Below are 19,445 nucleotides of genomic sequence, written 5' to 3'. Positions count from 1 at the left end.
GGCGTGGCGCCGGCATGCGGCGCGCGAGCCCAGTCGGTGCAGGCAATGCAGGAACGACGGCGACGCGGAGGCGACGCCGACGCTGCACACGGTCGGCGGGAAGAAGACGCATCGGGCGCATCAGTAGGCGGTCTTCTGCCCGAGCACCTTGAACGCGGTCAGCACGATGATCCGCGTATCCAGCCACAACGACCAGCGGCGGATGTAGTCCAGGTCGTACTGGATGCGCTTCTTCATCGTGCGCAGTTCCGGCGTCTCGCCGCGAAAGCCGTTGACCTGCGCCCAGCCGGTGATGCCCGGCTTGACGTAGTGCCGCTGCATGTAATGGTGGATCAGCTTCTCGTAGTGGGTGTTGTGCTGCGCCGCGTGCGGACGCGGCCCCACCACCGACATGCTGCCGCCGAGCACGTTGAACAGCTGCGGCAGTTCGTCCAGGCTGGTGCGGCGCAGGAACGCACCGAAGCGGGTCACCCGGCTGTCGCCGCGCGTGGCCTGCACCACCACGTCGCTGGGCTCCTGCTGCACGCGCATGGAGCGGAACTTGTACATGTAGAACTCGCGCCCGCCCAGGCCGTGGCGGCGCTGGCGGAAGAACACTGGGCCCGGCGAGCTCAGCTTCACGCCCACCGCGATCGCCAGCATCAGCGGCCACAGCACCGCCAGCGCGGCCAGGGCCACCAGCTTGTCCTGCAGCGCCTTGGCGACCACGAAGTAGGTGTTGCGATCCACCCCGCCCTGGCGCAGGTTGATCACCGGCACGTTGCCGATCTGGTCGCCGGACTGGTTGAGCATGCCGAAGTCGAACAGATCGGGAATCAGCCGGACCTGGATCGGATAGCGGTCCATGCGCTGCAGCAGCTGCTTGATGTGGTCGCGTTCGCCCAGCGGCAGCGAGATCCACACTTGCTCGACCTGGTGGTCGTCGAGGTAGTCGATCAGCGCGTCGGCGGTGCCCTCACCCAGGCATTGCAGCTTCTGCGGATGGTCGGCCACCGACAGGTCGTAGTCGCTGCTGAAGTAGCCCACCACCTGCATGCCCACCCAGGGATTGCGGCTCAGGTAGTTGTGGATCTTCACCACCGGATGGCGCAGGCCGACCACGACCACGCGCTGCACGTCCACCCCTTCCGAGCGTAGCCGGTTGAGCACGCCGCGCACCACCGTGCGCGAGAGCAGCAACGTTCCCAGGCTGGTGACGAACCAGGTGCCGATCCACAGGCGCGAGACCTGCTGGCCGAACTGCACCACGAACGCATGCATGGCGAACAGGGCGAACACGCCGCCGCAGGCCAGGCTCAGCACCATCATCTCGCGCAACAGGCCGCGCCCGCGCCAACTGCGGTACAGCGGGAACAGGGCGAAACAGATCACCGCGTACAGCAACGTAGTGCCGATCGCCACCCGATATGCCGGTTCCGGCATCCAGGTACCGAACAGCAGCCGGTGGGTCAGCAACGCGCCGCCGACCATGACGGTCAGGTCGGACACGCGCAACAGGATGTCTGCCGCGGCCGCGTACTTGGACAGCATGCGCGGCGAGGAGGTCGTATAGGTGGCGCTACTCAGGTCTGCCAAAAGCATGATCGGGATTCCTATCCAAACCCGGTCGATCGGCATGCGGGGGAACATGCGACGCCGCCGGGCCTCGATTTCGCCTGCCTGTGGACCGCTGCGGCGCCTCCCTCGCCGACCCCAGGTCCACGGCAGCCCGTGATTACTTCAACAGAAGAACGTCTTCGTACAACCGCGCTGGAAAATAATGGAGCACCTCATTGCCTAGCTGAACCACGTATCACCTCACTGAAGACTGTGCGTCGAACCGATGCCGATGTGTGCGTTGCGGCACGCGCTCGCGCATTGCGCGGTGCGGCGCGCCATGGCGCTGCGACATCTCATGCCGAGGCCGCCGCCGCGGCTTCGGCCTCGCGGATGAAATAGCGCACCAGCGCCACCGCCACCGCCAGGAACAGGCCGAACACGAAGGCCAGCGCCAGGCCGAGCAATTTCTTCGGCGAATTCGGCTTGCCGGGCACATCGGCGCGGTCGACGATCGAGATGTTGTTGGTGCCCACGTTGCCGACCACGCCGATCTCCTTGTAGCGCTGCAGCAGCGCGTCGTAGAGCTGGCGGTTGGTGTCGGCCTCGCGGCGCAGCATGGTGTAGCGGATGCTGCGGGTCTGCAGGTCCAGTTCGTCGTTCTTCAGTGCGGCGATGCGGTCGGCCAGCAAGGTTTCCTGCTGACGCGCCGATTCGTAGTCGTTCTTCAGCGCGCTGCGGATGTTGGCGACCTCGTCGGCGATCTGGCGCTTGGTCTCGGCGATCTGGTTCTGCAGGCGCTGCATCTCCGGGTAGCCGGGCTGGAACGTCGCCAGCTTCTGCTGGTAGTCGGCCGTCATCTTGGCCTGCTCGGCGCGCAGGTTCTGGATCAACGGGTTGCTGACCACCTGCGGCAGGCCCATGCCGTCGCCGATGCCGGCCTGGCGCCAGGCCGCCTCGGCCTTGATCCGCGCGTCCTGCGCGGCGGCCAGGCGCACATTCAGTTCGCTCATGTTCTGCGTGGGCAGCGACGGTTTGTCGTCGCCCATCGACACGATCTGTTCCTGGCTGGAATAGTCGACCGCGTTCTTCTCCGATTCCTCGACCTTGTCGCGCAGCTGCGCCAGGCGTTCGGACAGATAACGCGCAGCGAACGAGGACGCCTGCAGCCGGCGTTCCTGGGTCGAGGCAATGAACATCTTGGCGTAGGTGTTCGCCACGCGCGTGGCCAGCACCCGGTCGGGCGAATCGAAGTTGATCCGCACCAGCCGCGAGTCGCGCACCGGCTCGATGGTCAGTGCATCCAGCACCGGGCCGACCAGCGCGTTCTCTGCCGCGGCGGCACGCGCCTGCGGCGTCGACGCACGCCCGTCGCCGTTGTCCTGCAGCTTCTCCAGGGCTTCGTCGACCAGCGGCTTGAACGCCGGTTCCTGGGTCAGCTTGGCCTCGCGGATCACCTGCCGCGCCAGCGACCGGCTGCCGAGCAACTCGTACTGGGTCTGGTAGAAGTCGCGGTCCTGCGGCGATTCCACCGGCATCAGGTTGGCGACATTGGCGACGTTGAGCGATTCGCGCTCGATCTGCAGCACGCTGGTGGCGCGGTACTTCGGCGTCATCAGCAGCAGGGCCAGCAGCGCCAGCAGCACCACCGCCGCGGTGATGCCGACGATCAGCCAACGCTGGCGGTACAGCGCATTCCAGTAATCCAGCAGGCCGATGTCGGCCGGGCTCAGCGGCGTGCCCACGGGGCGCGCACGCGGCGCGGAGGCGGGAGGCAAGGTGGAGGCGCTCATCGGTAGGCCCTCCAGACCATCACGAACGGGGTCAATTGCACCACGGTCCGCAGCAACACCAGCGCATCGGAGCGGTACACCACCACGATGTCGCCACCGTAGATCGCCGGATCCGGCGCGGCACCCTTCTGGATCTCGCGCAGATCGAAGCGGGCCAGCATCTTCTGCCCATCGACGGTCCGGAACACCACCACGTTGCCGCGGCTGGCCACGTCGCTGACACCCTTGCCCAGCGACAGCGCCTGCTGCAGGGTCAGCGCGGAGCCCTGGATGGGATAGATGCCCGGCTCGCTGACCGCGCCGGTGACCGTGACCCGGTTGCCGGTGAATTCGTCGACCAGCACCGAGACCTGCGGGTTCTGCAGATAGCCGTTGCGGTAGCGGTCGGCGATCTCCTTCTGCAGCGCATTGACGCTGGAGCCGGCGGCCTTGACGTCGCCGATCAGCGGCAGCGAGATGCGGCCCTCGTTGTCGACCCGCACCTGGCGCTCCAGGTCGTCGACCTGGAACACCTTGACCGTCAGCAGGTCGCCCGGGCCGAGCAGGTATTCCGGCTTGCCCATGGAAGCGGCAAGCGGATCGCCCGCCGGCAGGTCGGTACGCATCGCCGGCCCGCTGCTGCACGCAGACAGCAGTCCCAGGCAGAACAGGGCCAGCGCCCAGTGGAAGGTCACGGAAAGTTTACCCATGCGCGATGCTGATGCCCTCTGTCGAATGGTTTTCGAAGCGCCGCACTCGTCCAACCGGCCAGGGCTCCGTCCCGGCCAGAGGATGATTACGGTGTCAATTCCTGCCCGGGACGAACGGCCCTGGCCAACAGCGAAGCTTCGTGTTGCAACGCACTATGGCACAGCCATCTGCCGTCACCAAGGCGTTACCCGACATTTTTTTGACGCAGTAACAGGAGGGTTCAACTACATGTCCGACGATTCAGCGTAGCAAGGGCCGGTGAACGTTCCATCGACGCAATGTTAACGTGATCAATGTCAATGCATTGACGCTGCATCGCTCCCAGTTCTGGCGCGGCTTTCCGATCTGACGAGGCGGCGCCGGCGCGCAGCCTTGGCGCATTCCTGCGAATTTTGTCTACGGCAATGCGTTTGGCCCCAAACGAATGTTACGGATCGTCGGCTTCGGCACCGCTGCCATGAGCGGCGCTCGCCTCGGGGGGGCCATGCCCGTCTACCGGCGCGTGGAGGTCGGCAGCCCAGCCTGGCCAAACAAAAAGGCCCATGTCGCAGACATGGGCCTTCGAAAGATGGTCGGGGTAGCCGGATTCGAACCGACGACCACTAGTCCCCCAGACTAGTGCGCTACCAGGCTGCGCTATACCCCGATGTGTTGCGTCTCCGCCGTCATGGCGGACCCGTCTTGCGGCGAGTTGGCGATTATAGCGGGTTTGCCGCTGGCATTCCTAGCGGCGGTGGCCGCCCTGGTTCAACGCCGCAGCAGCTGCAGGACTTCTTCCAGCTCCTGCCGCACCTGCTTGATGATCTGGTTGCTCAGCGCCGATTCCTGGCGGGCGCCCTCGCCTTCCAGGCGCAGCCGCGCACCGCCGATGGTGTAGCCCTGTTCGTACAGCAGGCTGCGGATCTGCCGCACCATCAGCACGTCGTGGCGCTGGTAGTAACGCCGATTGCCGCGCCGCTTGACCGGTTCCAGGCTGGGGAACTCGGTCTCCCAATAGCGCAGCACGTGCGGCTTGACATCGCACAGCTCGCTGACCTCACCGATGGTGAAGTAGCGCTTGGCCGGAATCGGCGGAAGTTCGCGGTTACTGCCCGGGTCCAGCATATGCCTCCACTCGCTCCTTGAGCTTCTGTCCGGGACGGAAGGTCACCACCGTCCGCGCCGAAATCGGGATCTCTTCGCCGGTCTTGGGATTGCGGCCGGGCCGTTGGTTCTTGCGGCGCAGGTCGAAGTTGCCGAAACCGGACAGCTTCACCTGCCGCCCCTGCTCGAGCGCATCGCGCAGCACGTCGAAGAACGCATCGACGAATTCCTTGGCCTCGCGCTTGTTCAGCCCGACTTCGTCGAACAACCGCTCGGCCATTTCCGCTTTGGTCAACGCCATTGCCCTGCTATCCCCTGTCCTTCTCAACCACGCATCCGCGCGTCGTGTTCCCGCGCCAGCGCGGCCACCGCATCGGCGACCACCGCCTCCACGTCGCGGTCTGTCAGAGTGCGCGTGTTGTCCTGCAAAATCAAGCCCATAGCGAGACTCTTGCAACCAGCCTCGACCCCCGCGCCGACGTAGCGGTCGAACAGCACGACCTCGCGCAGCAAGGGCCCCACCGCCGCGCGCACGCTGCGCGCCAGCGCCGCCCAACTCACTGCGTCAGACACCACAAAGGCCAGGTCGCGACGCACCGACGGGAACCGCGACAACTCGGCGGCGCGCGGCAAGGCACGCGCGGCCAGCGGCGCCAGGTCCAGCTCGAACGCCAGCACGTCCACGTCGATCTGCATCGCCTGCAGCAGCCGCGGATGCAGTTGGCCGATCCAGCCAATCCGCACGTCGTCGCGATAGACGTCGGCCGAACGGGTCGGATGCGCGAACGGGTGCGTCGCCGGCCGATAGTCCAGGCGTGCGCCGGACGCCGCGGCCAGGGCCTCCAGATCGCCCTTGAGGTCGTGGAAATCGACCTTGCGCGCCGGCAGGCCCCACTGCAGGGCGTCGGCATCGCCGCACACCGCCGCCGCCACCCGCTGGGTCTCGGTCGGCGCGGCACCGGCTTCCGCCGCGGCGGCGAACACCTTGCCCAGTTCGAACAGGCGCACGCGCCCGGCCTGGCGCGCGGCATTGCGGCCCAGCGCCGCGACCAGCCCCGGCAGCAGCGACGGACGCATCACCGCCAGTTCGGCGCTGAGCGGATTGGCCAGGGCCACGCGCCCGTCGTGCAGGCCCCACTGGTCCAGCAGCGCGGCGTCGACGAAGGCGTAGTTGATGGTTTCCAGCAGCTCGCGCGCCAGCAACTGCCGGCGCACGCTGCGCTCGTCCAGCTGGGTCTCGCTGTCCATGGCGATGCGCGTGGCGCCACCGGGCAAGGTGGTCGGCAGGCGGTCGTAGCCGTGGATGCGCGCCAGTTCCTCGATCAGATCCTCTTCGATGGCGATGTCGAAGCGGCGGCTGGGTGCGGTGACCTGCCAGCCATCGGCCGAAGCGACCACCTCCATGCCCAGCGCGCGCAGGATGCGTTCCACGTCGGCATCGGCGATCTCGATGCCGAGCACGCGCAGGATGCGCGCGCGGCGCAGCGCGATCGGCGCCGGCGCCGGCAGGAATTCGGGCAGGGCGGCCTCGACCACCGGGCCGGCGCGGCCACCGGCCAGCTCCAGCACCAGCCGCGTCGCCAGCTCCAGCGCCTGCCGCGGCAGCGCCGGGTCGACGCCGCGCTCGAAACGGTGGCCGGCATCGGTGTGCAGGCCGAGCTTGCGACCGCGGCCCATGATCGCCGCCGGGGCGAAATGCGCGGCCTCCAGGAACACGTGGCGGGTGGTCTCGGTGACGCGGGTGGCGTGGCCGCCCATCAGCCCGGCCAGCGCCACCGGCCGATCGGCGTCGGTGACCAGCAGGAAGGCCGGATCCAGCGCCGCCTCGCGGCCATCGAGCAGGGTCAGGGTCTCGCCGTCGCGCGCATGGCGCACGCCGACCGGGCCGTGCAAGGTGTCCAGGTCGAAGGCATGCATCGGCTGGCCCAGTTCCAGCATCACGTACTGGGTGATGTCCACCAGCAGCGACACCGGGCGCACGCCGCTGCGGCGCAGGCGCTCGGCCATCCACAGCGGCGTCTTCGCCGCCGGATCCAGGTCCTCGACCACGCGGCCGCAGTAGCGCGGCGCGTCGGCGCCCGCGTCCAGCGCCACCGCCAGCGTGCGCTCGCTGCTCACCGCCGCAGGCGTCACCGCCAACGGCAGCACATCGCTGCCGCAGGCCGCGGCCACGTCGTAGGCGATGCCGCGCACGCCGAAGCAGTCGGCACGGTTGGGGGTGAGCTTGATCTCGATGCTGGCGTCGGGCAGCCCCAGGTACTCGGTCAGCGCCTGGCCGACCGGCGCGTCGTCGGGCAGCTCGAACAGCCCAGACGCATCGCTGTCCAGCCCCAGCTCCTTGGCCGAGCACAGCATGCCGTTGGACGCGACCCCACGCAGCTTGGCCGGCTTGATCGCGATGCCGCCGACCTGCGCACCGACCAGCGCCAGCGGCGCCACCAGGCCCGCGCGTGCATTGGGCGCACCGCAGACGATCTGCAGCAGCTCGCCCTGCCCGGCATCGACCCGGCACACCTGCAACCGGTCGGCCTCGGGATGCGGCGCGGCCTCGACGATCCGCGCCACCACCACCTGCTGCAGGCCATCGCCGAGCGGCACGACCTCCTCGACCTCCAGGCCGATGGCGGTCAGGGTCGCGGTGAGCTGCTCACGCGAGGCCTGGGTCGGAACGTGGCTACGCAGCCAGTTTTCGCTGAATTTCATGGAAAGGCCGGGAATCGGGAATGGAGAATGGGGAATCGAAAGAGCGCTCTACTAGGACGGAAACGGAGTGGGGAAACGAGCTTTTGCGTTGCTTTGCCCATTCCCGATTCCCGTTTCCCGACTCCCAGCCTCAAGCAAACTGCCGCAGGAACCGCACGTCGTTCTCGAAGAAGGCGCGCAGGTCGTTGACGCCGTAGCGCAGCATCGCGAAGCGCTCCACGCCCATGCCGAAGGCGAAGCCGGTGTAGCGCTCGGGGTCGATGCCGACGTTGCGCAGCACGTTCGGGTGGACCATGCCGCAGCCGAGCACTTCCAGCCAGCGGGTACTGCCGTCGGGTTGCTGCCAGGCGATGTCGACCTCGGCACCGGGCTCGACGAAGGGGAAGTAGCTGGGGCGGAAGCGCATCTGGAAATCGCGCTCGAAGAACGCGCGCACGAACTCGGCCAGGGTGCCCTTGAGGTCGGCGAAGGTCGCGTGCTCGTCGACCAGCAGGCCTTCGACCTGATGGAACATCGGCGAATGGGTCTGGTCGCTGTCGCTGCGGTAGACCTTGCCGGCGGCGATCATGCGCAGCGGCGGCGCATGCTCACCCATGTAGCGCACCTGCACGCCCGAGGTGTGGGTGCGCAGCAGGCGGCCGTCGCCGAAATAGAACGTGTCGTGCATCGCCCGCGCCGGGTGGTGCGGCGGGAAATTCAACGCCTCGAAGTTGTGCCAGTCGTCCTCGATCTCGGGGCCGTCGGACAGTTCGTAGCCCAGCCGCGCGAAGATCTCGGTGATGCGCTCCAGGGTGCGCGTGACCGGATGCAGCCCGCCGCGTTCGCCGCGCCGGCCCGGCAGGGTCACGTCGATGCGCTCGGCGGCCAGGCGCGCGTCCAGCGCCGCGGTTTCCAGCAGGGTGCGGCGCTCGGCCAGCGCGGCGGACACCGTGTCGCGCGCCCGGTTGATCGCCTCGCCGGCCAGCTTGCGCTGCTCCGGCGCCAGCGCACCGAGTTGCTTGAGCTGGGCGGTTATGCTGCCGCTCTTGCCGAGCAGCGCGACCCGCAGTTGCTCCAGCGCCTCCGGACTCTGTGCCGCGGCGATGTCCGCCAGCGCCTGCCCGCTCAGGGAATCGATCTCACTCATTGCACTCGCGCCTCACTGCTCCGGCCGAACCGTGGCCACCGTGTCCCACCGATGCGGGACCTCACCTACCCGGCAGGCACCCCGCATCGGGACGCCCCAAAAACGCAAAAGGGGAAGGACTTGCGCCCTTCCCCTGCATGCCTGCGATGGCTCCCGCCGAAACCCGGCACGTGGACGCGCGGGTTTCTGCAGGGACTCGCAAACTTATGCCGCCAGCGCGCCCTTCGCCTTCTCCGCCAGGGCGGCAAAGCCCTGTGCGTCGTGCACGGCGATGTCCGCCAGCACCTTGCGGTCGAGGGTGATGCCAGCCTTGAGCAGGCCGTTCATGAAACGGCTGTAGCTCATACCGTTGATGCGGGCCGCCGCATTGATGCGGGTGATCCACAGCGAACGGAAATTGCGCTTCTTCTGCTTGCGGCCGATGTAGGCGTACTGCTGCGCCTTGATCACCGCCTGCTTGGCGACGCGGAAGACCTTGCGACGGGCGTTGTAGTAGCCCTTGGCGAGGTTCAGAACTTTCTTGTGACGACGGCGCGCCTGGACGCCACGCTTGACTCGAGCCATGGTTCAGTCCTCAGAGGTAGGGAAGCATACGGTCCAGACGGCCTGCGTCCTCGGCACGGACGTGGTTCGTCTGCCGCAGGTTGCGCTTCCGCTTGGTCGCTTTCTTGGTGAGGATGTGGCTACGGTTGGCGTGGCCGGCCTTGTACTTGCCGGAGGCGGTCTTGCGGAAACGCTTGGCCGCCGCCCGGTTGGTCTTGATCTTGGGCATTGCAATGTCCTTGATGGTGTTTTGTCACTGGTCAGGGCGGTGGCTGCGCCACACTTTCCGTCCATGCCCTTACCTGCTTGTAAGCCCTTGATCCACTGAGGATCCGGGCGGGTCCTAGTGCCGCCGGAGCGGCAAACCCGATGAACTGGGCCGCGCATTATGCCAGGGCTTGGAATGCCTTGCAAATCATGCGGTTCGGTGGGCGCGCAGTGGCGCGCCGGGAATCGAGAATGGGGAATGGGGAATCGAAAACGGCGCGCACGGCATCCCCACGCAGTCTGCGCCGGGGCAAAAAAGCCGGGATGACCATGACAGAGGGCGCCGTTGGCGCCCGTGCGGCCGCGCGCCCGCACGGGGCGGGGCGCGATCCTGGACTGGGTCAGCGCTTCTTCGGCGCGATCATCATCACCATCTGCCGGCCTTCCAGGCGCGGACGCGATTCGATGACGATGTCCTCGCCCAGATCGGCCTCGATCCGCGCGGCCATTTCGCGGCCCAGCTCCTGATGGCTCATCTCGCGACCGCGGAAGCGGATGTTGACCTTGACCTTGTCGCCTTCCTCGATGAAGCGGCGCATGTTGCGCAGCTTGATCTGGTAATCGCCCTCGTCCGTGACCGGACGGAACTTGATTTCCTTGATCTCGACCTGCTTGGTCTTCTTCTTGGCTTCGTTGGCCTTCTTCTGCTGCTCGAACTTGAACTTGCCGAAGTCCATGATCTTGCAGACCGGCGGATCGGCCTGCGGCTGGATCTCGACCAGATCCAGACCGTCTTCCTCGGCCATCGCCAGCGCTTCGTCGCGACTCAACACGCCGACCATCTCGCCGTCTGCGCCGATCACGCGCACGCGCGGCACGCGGATCTCTTGGTTCTTGCGATTCTGTTTGTTGTCAGGGGTACTGATGTTGCAATCTCCCAGGGGAATCGGACTGGCGCGGACGGAGGCTCCGTCCGCGCCAGGGTGGTGTCACGCCAACTGCTCGGCGCGCAGCCGGTCGGCGAAGGCGGCGACCGACATGGTGCCCAGATCCTCCCCCGACCGCGTACGGACCGCAATCGCGCCGTTTTCCGTCTCGCGGTCGCCCGCGACCAACAGGTACGGCACCCGCTGCAGCGTGTGTTCGCGAATCTTATAACCGATTTTTTCGTTCCGCAAATCGGCCTCGATGCGGAAGCCTTGATTTGCAAGGAGTTTCCGCACGTTGTCTACATAGTCTGCCTGCGCGTCCGTGATGTTCATGACCACGGCCTGCACCGGCGCCAGCCAGGCCGGGAACATGCCGGCGTGGTGCTCGATCAGGATGCCGATGAACCGCTCCATCGAACCGACGATGGCCCGGTGCAGCATGACCGGATGCTTCTTCTGGCTGTGCTCGTCCACGTACTCGGCGCCGAGGCGGCCGGGCATCATGAAATCCACCTGCATGGTGCCGAGCTGCCAGGTGCGGCCGATCGCGTCCTTCAGGTGGTACTCGATCTTCGGACCGTAGAAGGCGCCCTCGCCCGGCAGTTCCTGCCACTCCACGCCGCAGGCGCCGAGCGCGGCGCGCAGGGCGGCCTCGGCCTTGTCCCAGGTGGCGTCGTCGCCGAGGCGCTTTTCCGGGCGCAAGGCGATCTTGATCTGGATGTCGTCGAAGCCGAAGTCGCCGTACACCTTCAGCGCCTGCTGGTGGAAGGCGGTGACCTCGGCCTCGATCTGCTGCTCGGTGCAGAAGATGTGGCCATCGTCCTGGGTGAAGCCGCGCACGCGCAGGATGCCGTGCAGCGCGCCGGACGGCTCGTTGCGGTGGCAGGCGCCGAACTCGCCGTAGCGGATCGGCAGGTCGCGGTAGCTGTGCAGGCCCTGGTTGAACACCTGCACGTGGCCCGGGCAGTTCATCGGCTTGACCGCGTAGGTGCGCTTCTCCGACTCGGTGAAGAACATGTTGTCCTGGTAGTTGTCCCAGTGGCCGGACTTCTGCCACAGCGACACGTCCAGGATCTGCGGGCAGCGCACCTCGCCGTAGCCGCTGTCGCGGTAGACCTTGCGCATGTACTGCTCGACCACCTGCCAGATCGACCAGCCCTTGGGGTGCCAGAACACCAGGCCCGGGCCCTCTTCCTGCAGGTGGAACAGGTCCTGCTGCTTGCCGATCTTGCGGTGGTCGCGCTTGTCGGCCTCTTCCATGCGCAGGATGTAGGCCTCGAGCTGCTTCTTGTCGGCCCAGGCGGTGCCGTAGATGCGCTGCAACTGTTCGTTCTTGGCGTCGCCGCGCCAGTAGGCGCCGGAGATGCGGGTCAGCTTGAAGGCCTTGAGGAAGCGCGTGTTCGGCACGTGCGGGCCGCGGCACATGTCCACGTATTCCTGGTGGTAGTACAGGCCCATCGCGGTGACGTCCTCGGGCATGTCCTCGATCAGCCGCAGCTTGTAGTCCTCGCCGCGCTGCTTGAACAGCTCGATCACCTCGGCGCGCGGGGTGACCTTCTTGATCACGTCGTAGTCCTGCGCGATCAGCTCCTGCATGCGCTTCTCGATCGCCGCCAGGTCCTCCGGGGTGAACGGGCGCTCGCTGTAGATGTCGTAGTAGAAGCCCTCGGCGATGACCGGACCGATCACCATCTTGACCTCGGGATACAGCTGCTTGACCGCATGGCCGACCAGGTGCGCGCAGGAGTGGCGGATGATCTCCACGCCCTCGGCGTCCTTGGCGGTGATCAGGCGCAGGCTGGCGTCGTGGTCGATGAGGTCGCAGGCGTCGACCAGGCGGCCATCGACCTGGCCGGCGATGGTCGCCTTGGCCAGGCCGGGGCCGATGGACTGGGCCACGTCCATGGGGCTGACGGGATGTTCGAATTCGCGGCGGCTGCCGTCGGGGAGCGTGATCGTGATCATGGGAGTCGGCGGAAAGGGAAACGGGGGGATGACGTCCGCGCCACCTCGGCGGCAGGCCAGTCTGGGCGCGGGACAGAAAGAAGGCGCCACAAGGGCGCCTGCTCGGACAGCCTTGGGCGGGAACTCAAGCGAGGGCGGTGGTAGTGCTCATGTCGCACGCTCGGCCGGCGTTGCCGCGGGCCACCCATGTCCGGATCAGGTCGATAGACAGGAATGGTAAACCAGCTTTTACCAAAATGGTAATTGCGGTCTTTTACCAAAACGGTCATTCCTGGTATGCCGCCGAGGCCTTCGCTGCGCCGCAGCAAGAGCTACGGCAGCCGCCATGGCATGCTTCGCCGACGTTTTCTCCGCACCGGACGCGCCGTCATCAAAGGCAAGGCCACATCGCTGGACATCGCCTACCTGGCAGGCGTGTCGCAACCCACGGTCTCGCGCGCGCTGCGCGGCAGTCCGGCAGTCAACGAGCAGACCCGGCGCAAGATCCTGGCGATCGCGCGCGAGCTGAACTACAAGGTCGACAAGCACGCCTCCAGCCTGCGCCTGCGCAATGCCGGCACCCTGGCGTTGCTGTTCTTCGAAGACCCGACCACCGACGACTCGCTGATCAACCCGTTCTTCCACTCGATGCTGGGGTCGATCACCCGCGCCTGCGCCCGCCACGGCTACGACCTGCTGGTGTCGTTCCAGCAGTTGTCGGACAACTGGCGTGCCGACTACGGCGACAGCCAGAAGGCCGACGGGCTGATCCTGCTCGGCTATGGCGACTACCTGCAGGCGCAGCAGCGGCTGCAGCACCTGGTCGACCAGGGCACGCATTTCGTGCGCTGGGGCGCGGTGCTGCCCGGGCAGCCGGGGGTGTCGATCGGCAGCGACAACTTCCAGGGCGGCCACGACATCACCGCGCACCTGCTGGCGCAGGGCCGCCGCCGCATCGCCTTCCTCGGCGACGCCTCCAACCATTACCCCGAATTCCTGGAACGCTACCGCGGCCACCTGCAGGCGCTGCGCGCGGCCGGCACCGAGGCCACGCCGGCGCTGCAGGTCGATGCGATCACCACCGAGCAGTCCGGCTACGAGGCGGCGCTGGCCCTGCTCGGCCGCGGCGAACGCTTCGATGCGCTGTTCGCCGCCAGCGACCTGATCGCGATCGGTGCACTGAAGGCCTTGCGCGAGCACGGCCTGCGCGTGCCCGAGGACGTGGCCCTGGCCGGCTTCGACGATATCCCGGTGGCCGCCAGCGTCGATCCGGCGCTGTCGACGGTGCAGCAGGACACCAAGCTGGCCGGCGCGGTGCTGGTGGACACCCTGCTGGCGCAGATCGCCGGGCAGCCGGTGAGCAGCCGCACCTTGCCGGTGACGCTGGCGCTGCGCGGCTCGTCGCTGCTGCGCAACTGAGCCCTGCTCGGGCGCTGACGCGCCGACGGCCGGCGCGCTGACGCCGACCGGCAGCGCCGCGTTCACGGCGTCGGCGCGGCCCCGTCCTTGGCCGCCATCAGCCAGCGCAGCCGCGCGCGCAGGTCCGGGCGCACGATCGGCGCATCGGACAGGAACACGCGCACGCCGTGTGCCGGCACCTCGGCGCGCAGCGCATCGGTCACCTCGGTGGCGCTGCCATCGAAGCCGTCGTGCCAGGTGCCGGGCTGCAGGTAGCGGCGCACTTCCAGCGTGCGCGGCGCGTCGCTCTTGTTCAGCAGCACCAGCGCGGTCTGGGTTGTACCCGCATGCTGGAACACCCGGTAGAACACCGCCTCGTCGCCGGACAGCTGCAGGTTGAGCTGCAGGCCGCGCTGCAGCGCCGGGCTGCGCTGGCGCAGCGTGGCGATGCGCCGCAGCGGCGCGAAGATCGGACTGCCGGGCGCCGCGTTCACCCGCTCCTGGCCGAAGTAGTTGCGGTTGCCGGCGTGCTCGGCGCGCCCGCGCATGAAGCCGGTCTCCGAGCCGTAGTAGATCACCGGGATGCCGCGCGCGGTGAACAGCCAGTTGTGCGCGTCGATGAAGCCGGCGTCGCTGGCGTCCAGCCGCGCCATGTCGTGGTTGTCGTAGAAGGTCATCAGCTCGTACGGATTGGCGTACGGGCCGCGCTCCAGGTACAGCGCCGGCTGCAGCGTCTCATAGCCGCGCCGGGCGTGGCCGAAGGTCGCCGCCAGTGCCTGCTTGAGCGGGAAATCCAGCACGCTGACGCCGGCGTTGCTGGCCCAGGTGTGGCCGGCGATCTTGTGCGCGTTGTAGTCGAAGTCCTCGCCGAACATGAACATGCCCGGGCGCTGCGCGCGGATGCGGCGCACGAACTCGTGCCAGAAGCTGTCCGGCATCCAGCCGATGGTGTCGATGCGGAACGCATCGGCGCCCTGCCCCAGCCACTGCGAATAGGCGCCGACCAGATACTCCATCACCGCCGGGTTGCGCTCGTTGAAATCGGACAACTGCGCCAGGTTGCCGCCGGTGTTGTAGAACGCGTGCAGCGGATTGTGCGCCGGGTCCAGCCTGGACGGCGGCAGGTTCTGGTGGTCGGCGATGAGCTTGCCGTCGCGATCGAACACCTGACCGAACATCGGCTGCCGCTTGGGCATGGTCCAGGCCGGCGAGCCGTGGTTGCCGACGATGTCCAGCACCACCTTCAACTGCTGCGCGTGCATGGCCTGGGTGAAGCCGGCGAAATCCAGCCCCGGGCTCGGCAGATGCTCGTCGAGCTTGTAGAAGTTGACGCCCCAGTAGCCGTGGTAGCCGGTCTTGCCACGATCGCTCAGCGAGCTACCCCAGGTGATCGGCTTGCCGCCGGTAAAGGCCTCGTCCGGGTTGTCGACGATCGGGGTGATCCACACCGCGCCGAAGCCCAGGTCGCGGATGTAGCCGGCGTTGTCGACCACGCCCTTGAAGTCGCCGCCAAGGTAGCCGATGTTGTCGCTCTCGCCCGCCGGCGCCGGGAGCGGGATGTCGAAGGTGCGATGTGCGCCGCCCTGGTCGCGATGGTCGTTGCCCGGATCGCCGTTGACGAAGCGATCGGTGACCACGAAGTACACCGCCTCGCTGGCGAACGGCTCCAGCGTGCCGTAGAACTCCTCCTGCGCGGGCGCCTGGGCCTGCGCCGACGCAGCACAGGCTCCCAGCAGGGCCAGCGCCAACAGCGACCTCCGATCGATCATGCGTTCGCTCCCGAATCCGACGGCACCCACAGCACGCACAGCGCCGCCACCAGCAGGCTGCCGCCGCCGATCGCCAGCGCGTACAGCGGCCGGCCATCGAGCCAGTGCGTCAGCACGAAACCCAACACGCTGACCGCGACCAACTGCGGGATCACGATGAAGAAATTGAAGATGCCCATGTACACGCCCATCTTCGCCGCCGGCACGCTGTCCGAAAGCAGCGCATACGGCAGCGACAGGATCGACGCCCAGGCGAAGCCCACCCCGACCATCGACAGCAGCAGCCACTGCGGATCGCGGATCCACAGGAACGACAGCAGGCCGGCCGCGCCCAGGCACAGGTTGAGCAGATGGCTCATGCGCAGCCCGCAGGCGCGCACCAGCAGCGGAATGGCGATCGCGGCCAGTGCGGCGAAGCCGTTGTAGGCGGCGAACAGCACGCCGACCCAGTTGGCGCCCTCGTTGTAGGCGGCCGAGGTGACGTCCTGGGTGCCATAGTGGGTCTGGGTGACTGCGGCAGTGGTGTTGATCCACATCGCGAACAACGCGAACCAGGAGAAGAACTGCACCCCGGCCAGGCGCCGCATCGCCCGCGGCATGGTCTGCAGATCGCAGACGATCGCCGCCAGCATGTGCCCGCGACGCAGGCGCGGCGCCACGCCCTGCAGCACGCCGTAAGCGATGCACAGGCCGGCCAGCACGTACAGCATGCGGTCGCCGCGGCACCAGGCGATGGCCGCCGCTCCGGCAATGCCTACCGCGCACCACAGCGCAGCGGTGCCATCGACACGGCGCGGTTGCGCCGCCGCGGCGGCCGTGGTGGCGACGTCGAAGCCGTGCAGGTCTTCGGGCGGATACTCGCGGGTGCGCAGCACGGTCCAGCCGATGGACAGGAACAGCACTGCGCCGCCGACATAGAACGCGTAGCGCACTGTCGCCGGCACCTCGCCGGGGGCGGCGGTATTGCTGACGCCCCAGTGCGCCAGCAGCCACGGCAGCATGCTCGCCACCACGGCGCCGACGCCGATGAAGAAGCTCTGCATCGCATAGCCGGCGGCGCGCTGGCGCGTCGGCAACTGGTCGCCGACGAAGGCGCGGAACGGCTCCATCGAGATGTTGATCGAGGCGTCCAGCACCCACAGCGTGCCGGCCGCCACCCACAGCGCCGGCGAGTTCGGCATCACCAGCAGGGCCAACGTGGTGAACAGCGCGCCGACCATGAAGTACGGGCGACGCCGGCCGAAGCGGTTCCAGGTGCGGTCGGACAGGTAGCCGACGATCGGCTGCACGATCAGGCCGGTCAGCGGTGCGGCGATCCACAGTCCCGGCACCTGCTCCATGTCGGCGCCCAGGGTCTGGAAGATGCGGCTGGCGTTGGCGTTCTGCAGCGCGAAGCCGAACTGGATACCGAGGAAGCCGAAGCACATGTTCCAGATCTGCCAGAACGACAGCGCCGGCTTGGCGCGTGGCATGGCGCTCATGGGCGCTCCTCGATCGGGCCGGCCGGCGCGATCAGCAGCGCGGCGACATCGGCGGCATTGACCACGCCATCGGCGCCGCCCTGGCCACCGGTGTAGCGCGCGAAGTGCTGCAGTGCGCTCATGTTCGCCGCCGGCAGCAGCCGCGCGACGCAACGTTGCCCGGCCTGCAGCACGAACAGCGCCGTCGTGGAGGTCTGCTCGCCGACGCTGTGCGGCATCACCAGCGGTTGCGACTGTGCTGGCGCGGCGCCGCACTGCACCTGCAGGCGCCTGACCGCGGCGGTGACGCCGGTGTTGATCGGACCATGCGCATTGACGTAGCGCACGCTCAGCCAGTAGGCGCCATCGCGCGGCGCGGTCCAGGTCCAGTCGTCGGCACCGTCCACGCGCGCAACGTCGCCGACGCAGACGGCGGGGCTGTGCAGCGATTCCCAGCGCCCCACTTGCCGGGTCAGGCTCAGGCACTGCACACGCTCGGCCAGCGGCAGCAGCGCGCCGTCGGCGTGCCCCGTGTGCGCCTGCCCATCGACATACAGCACCGTGTCCGTAGCCGCCTGCACCCGCCAGCCTTGCGCTTCGCGCCGCACCTGCGGTGCCGGCGGTGCCAGCGGTGCGAAGGCGTCTTCCGCCGCCAGCATCTGCAAGGGTGCGCTGCCGCTGTGGCGCGCCACCAAGTCGACGGTGGTGGTGCTGTCCTGGGTACTGGTCTTGCCGGCGACCAGCAGGTTGCCCTGCAGCTGCGCCGGGCGGCGCAGCACGATGCGGCGGTCGTTCAGTTGCAACGCGATTTCCTGGCGCTCGCCGAACAACAGCGGCACCAGGCTGGTCGGCAGCTTGGGCAGCACCCGGCCGTCGTCCTCCACGCCGAACACGCCCTCGATCACCATCGCCAGATAGCCGGCCACCGACCACAGCTGCCGCGGCGAATTGACCACCGGCCCACTCAGTGGGCCGTCGTCGACATGCGCGGCCTGGCTCAGGAACTCGTAGTTCTCCATGTTCGAACCGGCCAGCGCGGCGCCGCGCAGCAGCGAGCGCACTTCCAGGTCGATGCGCGCGCTATCGTCGGTGTGCCGGGCCGCACGCAGCGCGTAGGCGCTGACGAATGGCCAGATCGCCCGGTTATGGTAGATCGGCACGTCGCGCTGCTGCGGCCACACCACCGGACTGCCCGCCTCCACCGCCGGATAGCGCGCCAGCGCCTGGCGCGCACGCGCGGCCGGCAGCACGTCGGCCAGCACCGCCAGCGACAGGCCCAACAGATCGTAGCGTTCGTAGCGCACCGGATGCTCGGCGGTGCCGATGTAGCTGACGTAGGTGCCGCGGTCCCTGCGCCAGAAACGCTGCGCGATGGCCTGGCGCAGCGCGTCGGCCCAGCCGGCATAGCGCGCGGCCGCCTGCGTGTCGCCCTGCTCCCGGGCCAGACGCTCGCCCAGGCGCAGCGCCTGGTAATGCAGCACGTTGGTGGACAGCGCGAAGGAACTGGCGATGAAGCCGACATCCTCGCGCGTCCAGGCCGGATAGGTCTGCTCGCGCCAGTCCAGGAATGAGGTCTCGCCGCGATACAGGCCGATGCGCGGGTCAAACGCGAACGCGCGATCCTGCGCCAGCGTGGCCGTGAGCGCGGCGCGGGTATCGGCGGCAAAGGCCGGATCGTCCAGCAGGTGCCGCGCAGCCAGGAACCACACCACGCGGTCGCTGCTCACCGGCCAACTGCCGCCGGAGCCGGTGTCCTGCGCCACGAACAGCCCAGGCAACGCGTCGGTGCCGCGCATGGGCGACAGCTTGAAGCGCAGCGAGCGCCGCGTGCGCTGCGGATCCAGCCGCGCCAGGGCGAGGTCCGCGGCATAGCTGACATCGCGGGTCCACACATAGGGCCAGCGCTCGCCGGTCTGGTAGCAATCGCACGGCAACGGCTTGCCGTGATCGAACGCCGGGTCGCGGATCGCCTGCACCTGGTCGTCGTGCAGTTCCTGCTGCGCCAGCGCGAACAGCGCGTCGAACAACGGACTGTCGGTCTCGCTGCGCAGCGGCTGTGCCGGCACCGTGCGCGTGCCCCGCGCCGCGTGCAGCACGAAACCGCCGTCGGCCGTGGCCTCGGCCTGCGCGGTCTGGCCACGCCATTGCAATGACGTCTGTCCAGCAGACGCCGACGCCGCGGCACCCAAGGTGGCGGCCAAGCAAATCATCTTCAGCATCGAAGCGGCAGACCGGCTCGCACCGATCGACCTCCCTCCCTCCCT

Annotated in this window: 15 protein-coding genes and 1 tRNA gene; 1 reads left to right on the top strand and 15 read right to left on the bottom strand. The window is 67.9% G+C overall.

Annotated elements, in window-relative coordinates; genetic code table 11:
• Positions 1-120: 120 nt before the first annotated feature.
• From AC1G9L_RS09165 to thrS, 12 genes are all read right to left on the bottom strand, one after another.
• Positions 121-1,581 carry an undecaprenyl-phosphate glucose phosphotransferase gene (locus AC1G9L_RS09165; RefSeq protein WP_010342854.1) on the bottom strand — a complete coding sequence of 487 codons (1,461 nt, stop codon included), beginning with the start codon at positions 1,579-1,581 and terminating at the stop codon, positions 121-123.
• Positions 1,582-1,892: 311 nt separating this feature from the next.
• Positions 1,893-3,329: a GumC family protein gene (locus AC1G9L_RS09160; RefSeq protein ID WP_481070786.1), complete on the bottom strand. Its 1,437-nt coding sequence runs from the start codon at positions 3,327-3,329 to the stop codon at positions 1,893-1,895.
• The gene (locus AC1G9L_RS09155; protein ID WP_150409446.1) at positions 3,326-4,018 is read right to left on the bottom strand and encodes a polysaccharide biosynthesis/export family protein; all 693 of its coding nucleotides are present in this window, start codon (positions 4,016-4,018) and stop codon (positions 3,326-3,328) included. Before AC1G9L_RS09155 ends, AC1G9L_RS09160 begins: the two co-directional genes overlap by 4 nt.
• 570 nt (positions 4,019-4,588) lie before the next feature.
• Positions 4,589-4,665, bottom strand: a tRNA-Pro gene (locus tag AC1G9L_RS09150).
• A 101-nt stretch (positions 4,666-4,766) separates the two neighbouring features.
• A complete protein-coding gene (locus AC1G9L_RS09145; RefSeq protein WP_009597860.1) occupies positions 4,767-5,123 on the bottom strand; it encodes a MerR family transcriptional regulator in 357 nt (118 codons plus the stop codon).
• Entirely contained in the window at positions 5,104-5,403 is a 300-nt protein-coding gene (locus AC1G9L_RS09140) for an integration host factor subunit alpha (RefSeq protein ID WP_003466661.1), read from the bottom strand. The genes AC1G9L_RS09145 and AC1G9L_RS09140 overlap by 20 nt, the downstream gene beginning before the upstream one ends.
• 23 nt (positions 5,404-5,426) lie before the next feature.
• Positions 5,427-7,805, bottom strand: a complete 2,379-nt coding sequence (pheT, locus tag AC1G9L_RS09135) for a phenylalanine--tRNA ligase subunit beta (protein WP_481070784.1) — start codon at positions 7,803-7,805, stop codon at positions 5,427-5,429.
• A 130-nt stretch (positions 7,806-7,935) separates the two neighbouring features.
• The gene (pheS, locus tag AC1G9L_RS09130; protein ID WP_010342858.1) at positions 7,936-8,931 is read right to left on the bottom strand and encodes a phenylalanine--tRNA ligase subunit alpha; all 996 of its coding nucleotides are present in this window, start codon (positions 8,929-8,931) and stop codon (positions 7,936-7,938) included.
• Between the two features lie 204 nt (positions 8,932-9,135).
• Positions 9,136-9,495 carry a 50S ribosomal protein L20 gene (gene rplT, locus AC1G9L_RS09125; RefSeq protein ID WP_010342859.1) on the bottom strand — a complete coding sequence of 120 codons (360 nt, stop codon included), beginning with the start codon at positions 9,493-9,495 and terminating at the stop codon, positions 9,136-9,138.
• Positions 9,496-9,505: 10 nt separating this feature from the next.
• Positions 9,506-9,703, bottom strand: coding sequence for a 50S ribosomal protein L35 (gene rpmI / locus AC1G9L_RS09120; RefSeq protein WP_010342861.1), 198 nt, complete (start codon positions 9,701-9,703; stop codon positions 9,506-9,508).
• A 379-nt stretch (positions 9,704-10,082) separates the two neighbouring features.
• Complete coding sequence (gene infC, locus AC1G9L_RS09115) at positions 10,083-10,622, bottom strand: translation initiation factor IF-3 (RefSeq protein ID WP_081481966.1); 540 nt, start codon at positions 10,620-10,622, stop codon at positions 10,083-10,085.
• Between the two features lie 48 nt (positions 10,623-10,670).
• The gene (gene thrS / locus AC1G9L_RS09110; RefSeq protein WP_019801251.1) at positions 10,671-12,575 is read right to left on the bottom strand and encodes a threonine--tRNA ligase; all 1,905 of its coding nucleotides are present in this window, start codon (positions 12,573-12,575) and stop codon (positions 10,671-10,673) included.
• A gap of 330 nt (positions 12,576-12,905) precedes the next feature.
• Between thrS and AC1G9L_RS09105 the strand changes: the two genes are divergently transcribed.
• The gene (locus tag AC1G9L_RS09105) at positions 12,906-13,973 is read left to right on the top strand and encodes a LacI family DNA-binding transcriptional regulator (RefSeq protein ID WP_481070782.1); all 1,068 of its coding nucleotides are present in this window, start codon (positions 12,906-12,908) and stop codon (positions 13,971-13,973) included.
• Positions 13,974-14,035: 62 nt separating this feature from the next.
• On the opposite strand, the gene AC1G9L_RS09100 is transcribed toward AC1G9L_RS09105, so the two are convergent.
• From AC1G9L_RS09100 to AC1G9L_RS09090, 3 genes are read right to left on the bottom strand one after another with little or no spacing between them, the layout of a single operon-like run.
• Positions 14,036-15,721 (bottom strand): alpha-amylase family glycosyl hydrolase, encoded by a 1,686-nt coding sequence (locus tag AC1G9L_RS09100; protein ID WP_481070780.1) that lies wholly within the window; start codon positions 15,719-15,721, stop codon positions 14,036-14,038.
• On the bottom strand, positions 15,718-17,202 hold the full coding sequence (locus AC1G9L_RS09095) for an MFS transporter (protein WP_019799462.1): 1,485 nt from the start codon (positions 17,200-17,202) through the stop codon (positions 15,718-15,720). Before AC1G9L_RS09095 ends, AC1G9L_RS09100 begins: the two co-directional genes overlap by 4 nt.
• On the bottom strand, positions 17,199-19,400 hold the full coding sequence (locus AC1G9L_RS09090; RefSeq protein ID WP_481070778.1) for an alpha-L-rhamnosidase-related protein: 2,202 nt from the start codon (positions 19,398-19,400) through the stop codon (positions 17,199-17,201). The genes AC1G9L_RS09095 and AC1G9L_RS09090 overlap by 4 nt, the downstream gene beginning before the upstream one ends.
• Positions 19,401-19,445 lie beyond the last annotated feature (45 nt).

The organism is Xanthomonas sp. NCPPB 1132, assembly GCF_056629235.1.
The sequence above is the reverse complement of the archived record's forward strand: the minus strand, read 5'-3'. Positions and strand labels throughout refer to the sequence as shown.

Coding starts and splice junctions, on each gene's coding strand:
- rplT (WP_010342859.1), bottom strand. CDS start 9,495: ATGGCTCGAGTCAAGCGTGGCGTCCAGGCGCGCCGTCGTCACAAGAAA.
- AC1G9L_RS09140 (WP_003466661.1), bottom strand. CDS start 5,403: ATGGCGTTGACCAAAGCGGAAATGGCCGAGCGGTTGTTCGACGAAGTC.
- pheS (WP_010342858.1), bottom strand. CDS start 8,931: ATGAGTGAGATCGATTCCCTGAGCGGGCAGGCGCTGGCGGACATCGCC.
- AC1G9L_RS09100 (WP_481070780.1), bottom strand. CDS start 15,721: ATGATCGATCGGAGGTCGCTGTTGGCGCTGGCCCTGCTGGGAGCCTGT.
- AC1G9L_RS09160 (WP_481070786.1), bottom strand. CDS start 3,329: ATGAGCGCCTCCACCTTGCCTCCCGCCTCCGCGCCGCGTGCGCGCCCC.
- pheT (WP_481070784.1), bottom strand. CDS start 7,805: ATGAAATTCAGCGAAAACTGGCTGCGTAGCCACGTTCCGACCCAGGCC.
- thrS (WP_019801251.1), bottom strand. CDS start 12,575: ATGATCACGATCACGCTCCCCGACGGCAGCCGCCGCGAATTCGAACAT.
- AC1G9L_RS09165 (WP_010342854.1), bottom strand. CDS start 1,581: ATGCTTTTGGCAGACCTGAGTAGCGCCACCTATACGACCTCCTCGCCG.
- AC1G9L_RS09095 (WP_019799462.1), bottom strand. CDS start 17,202: ATGAGCGCCATGCCACGCGCCAAGCCGGCGCTGTCGTTCTGGCAGATC.
- AC1G9L_RS09145 (WP_009597860.1), bottom strand. CDS start 5,123: ATGCTGGACCCGGGCAGTAACCGCGAACTTCCGCCGATTCCGGCCAAG.
- rpmI (WP_010342861.1), bottom strand. CDS start 9,703: ATGCCCAAGATCAAGACCAACCGGGCGGCGGCCAAGCGTTTCCGCAAG.
- AC1G9L_RS09090 (WP_481070778.1), bottom strand. CDS start 19,400: ATGCTGAAGATGATTTGCTTGGCCGCCACCTTGGGTGCCGCGGCGTCG.
- AC1G9L_RS09105 (WP_481070782.1), top strand. CDS start 12,906: ATGCTTCGCCGACGTTTTCTCCGCACCGGACGCGCCGTCATCAAAGGC.
- AC1G9L_RS09155 (WP_150409446.1), bottom strand. CDS start 4,018: ATGGGTAAACTTTCCGTGACCTTCCACTGGGCGCTGGCCCTGTTCTGC.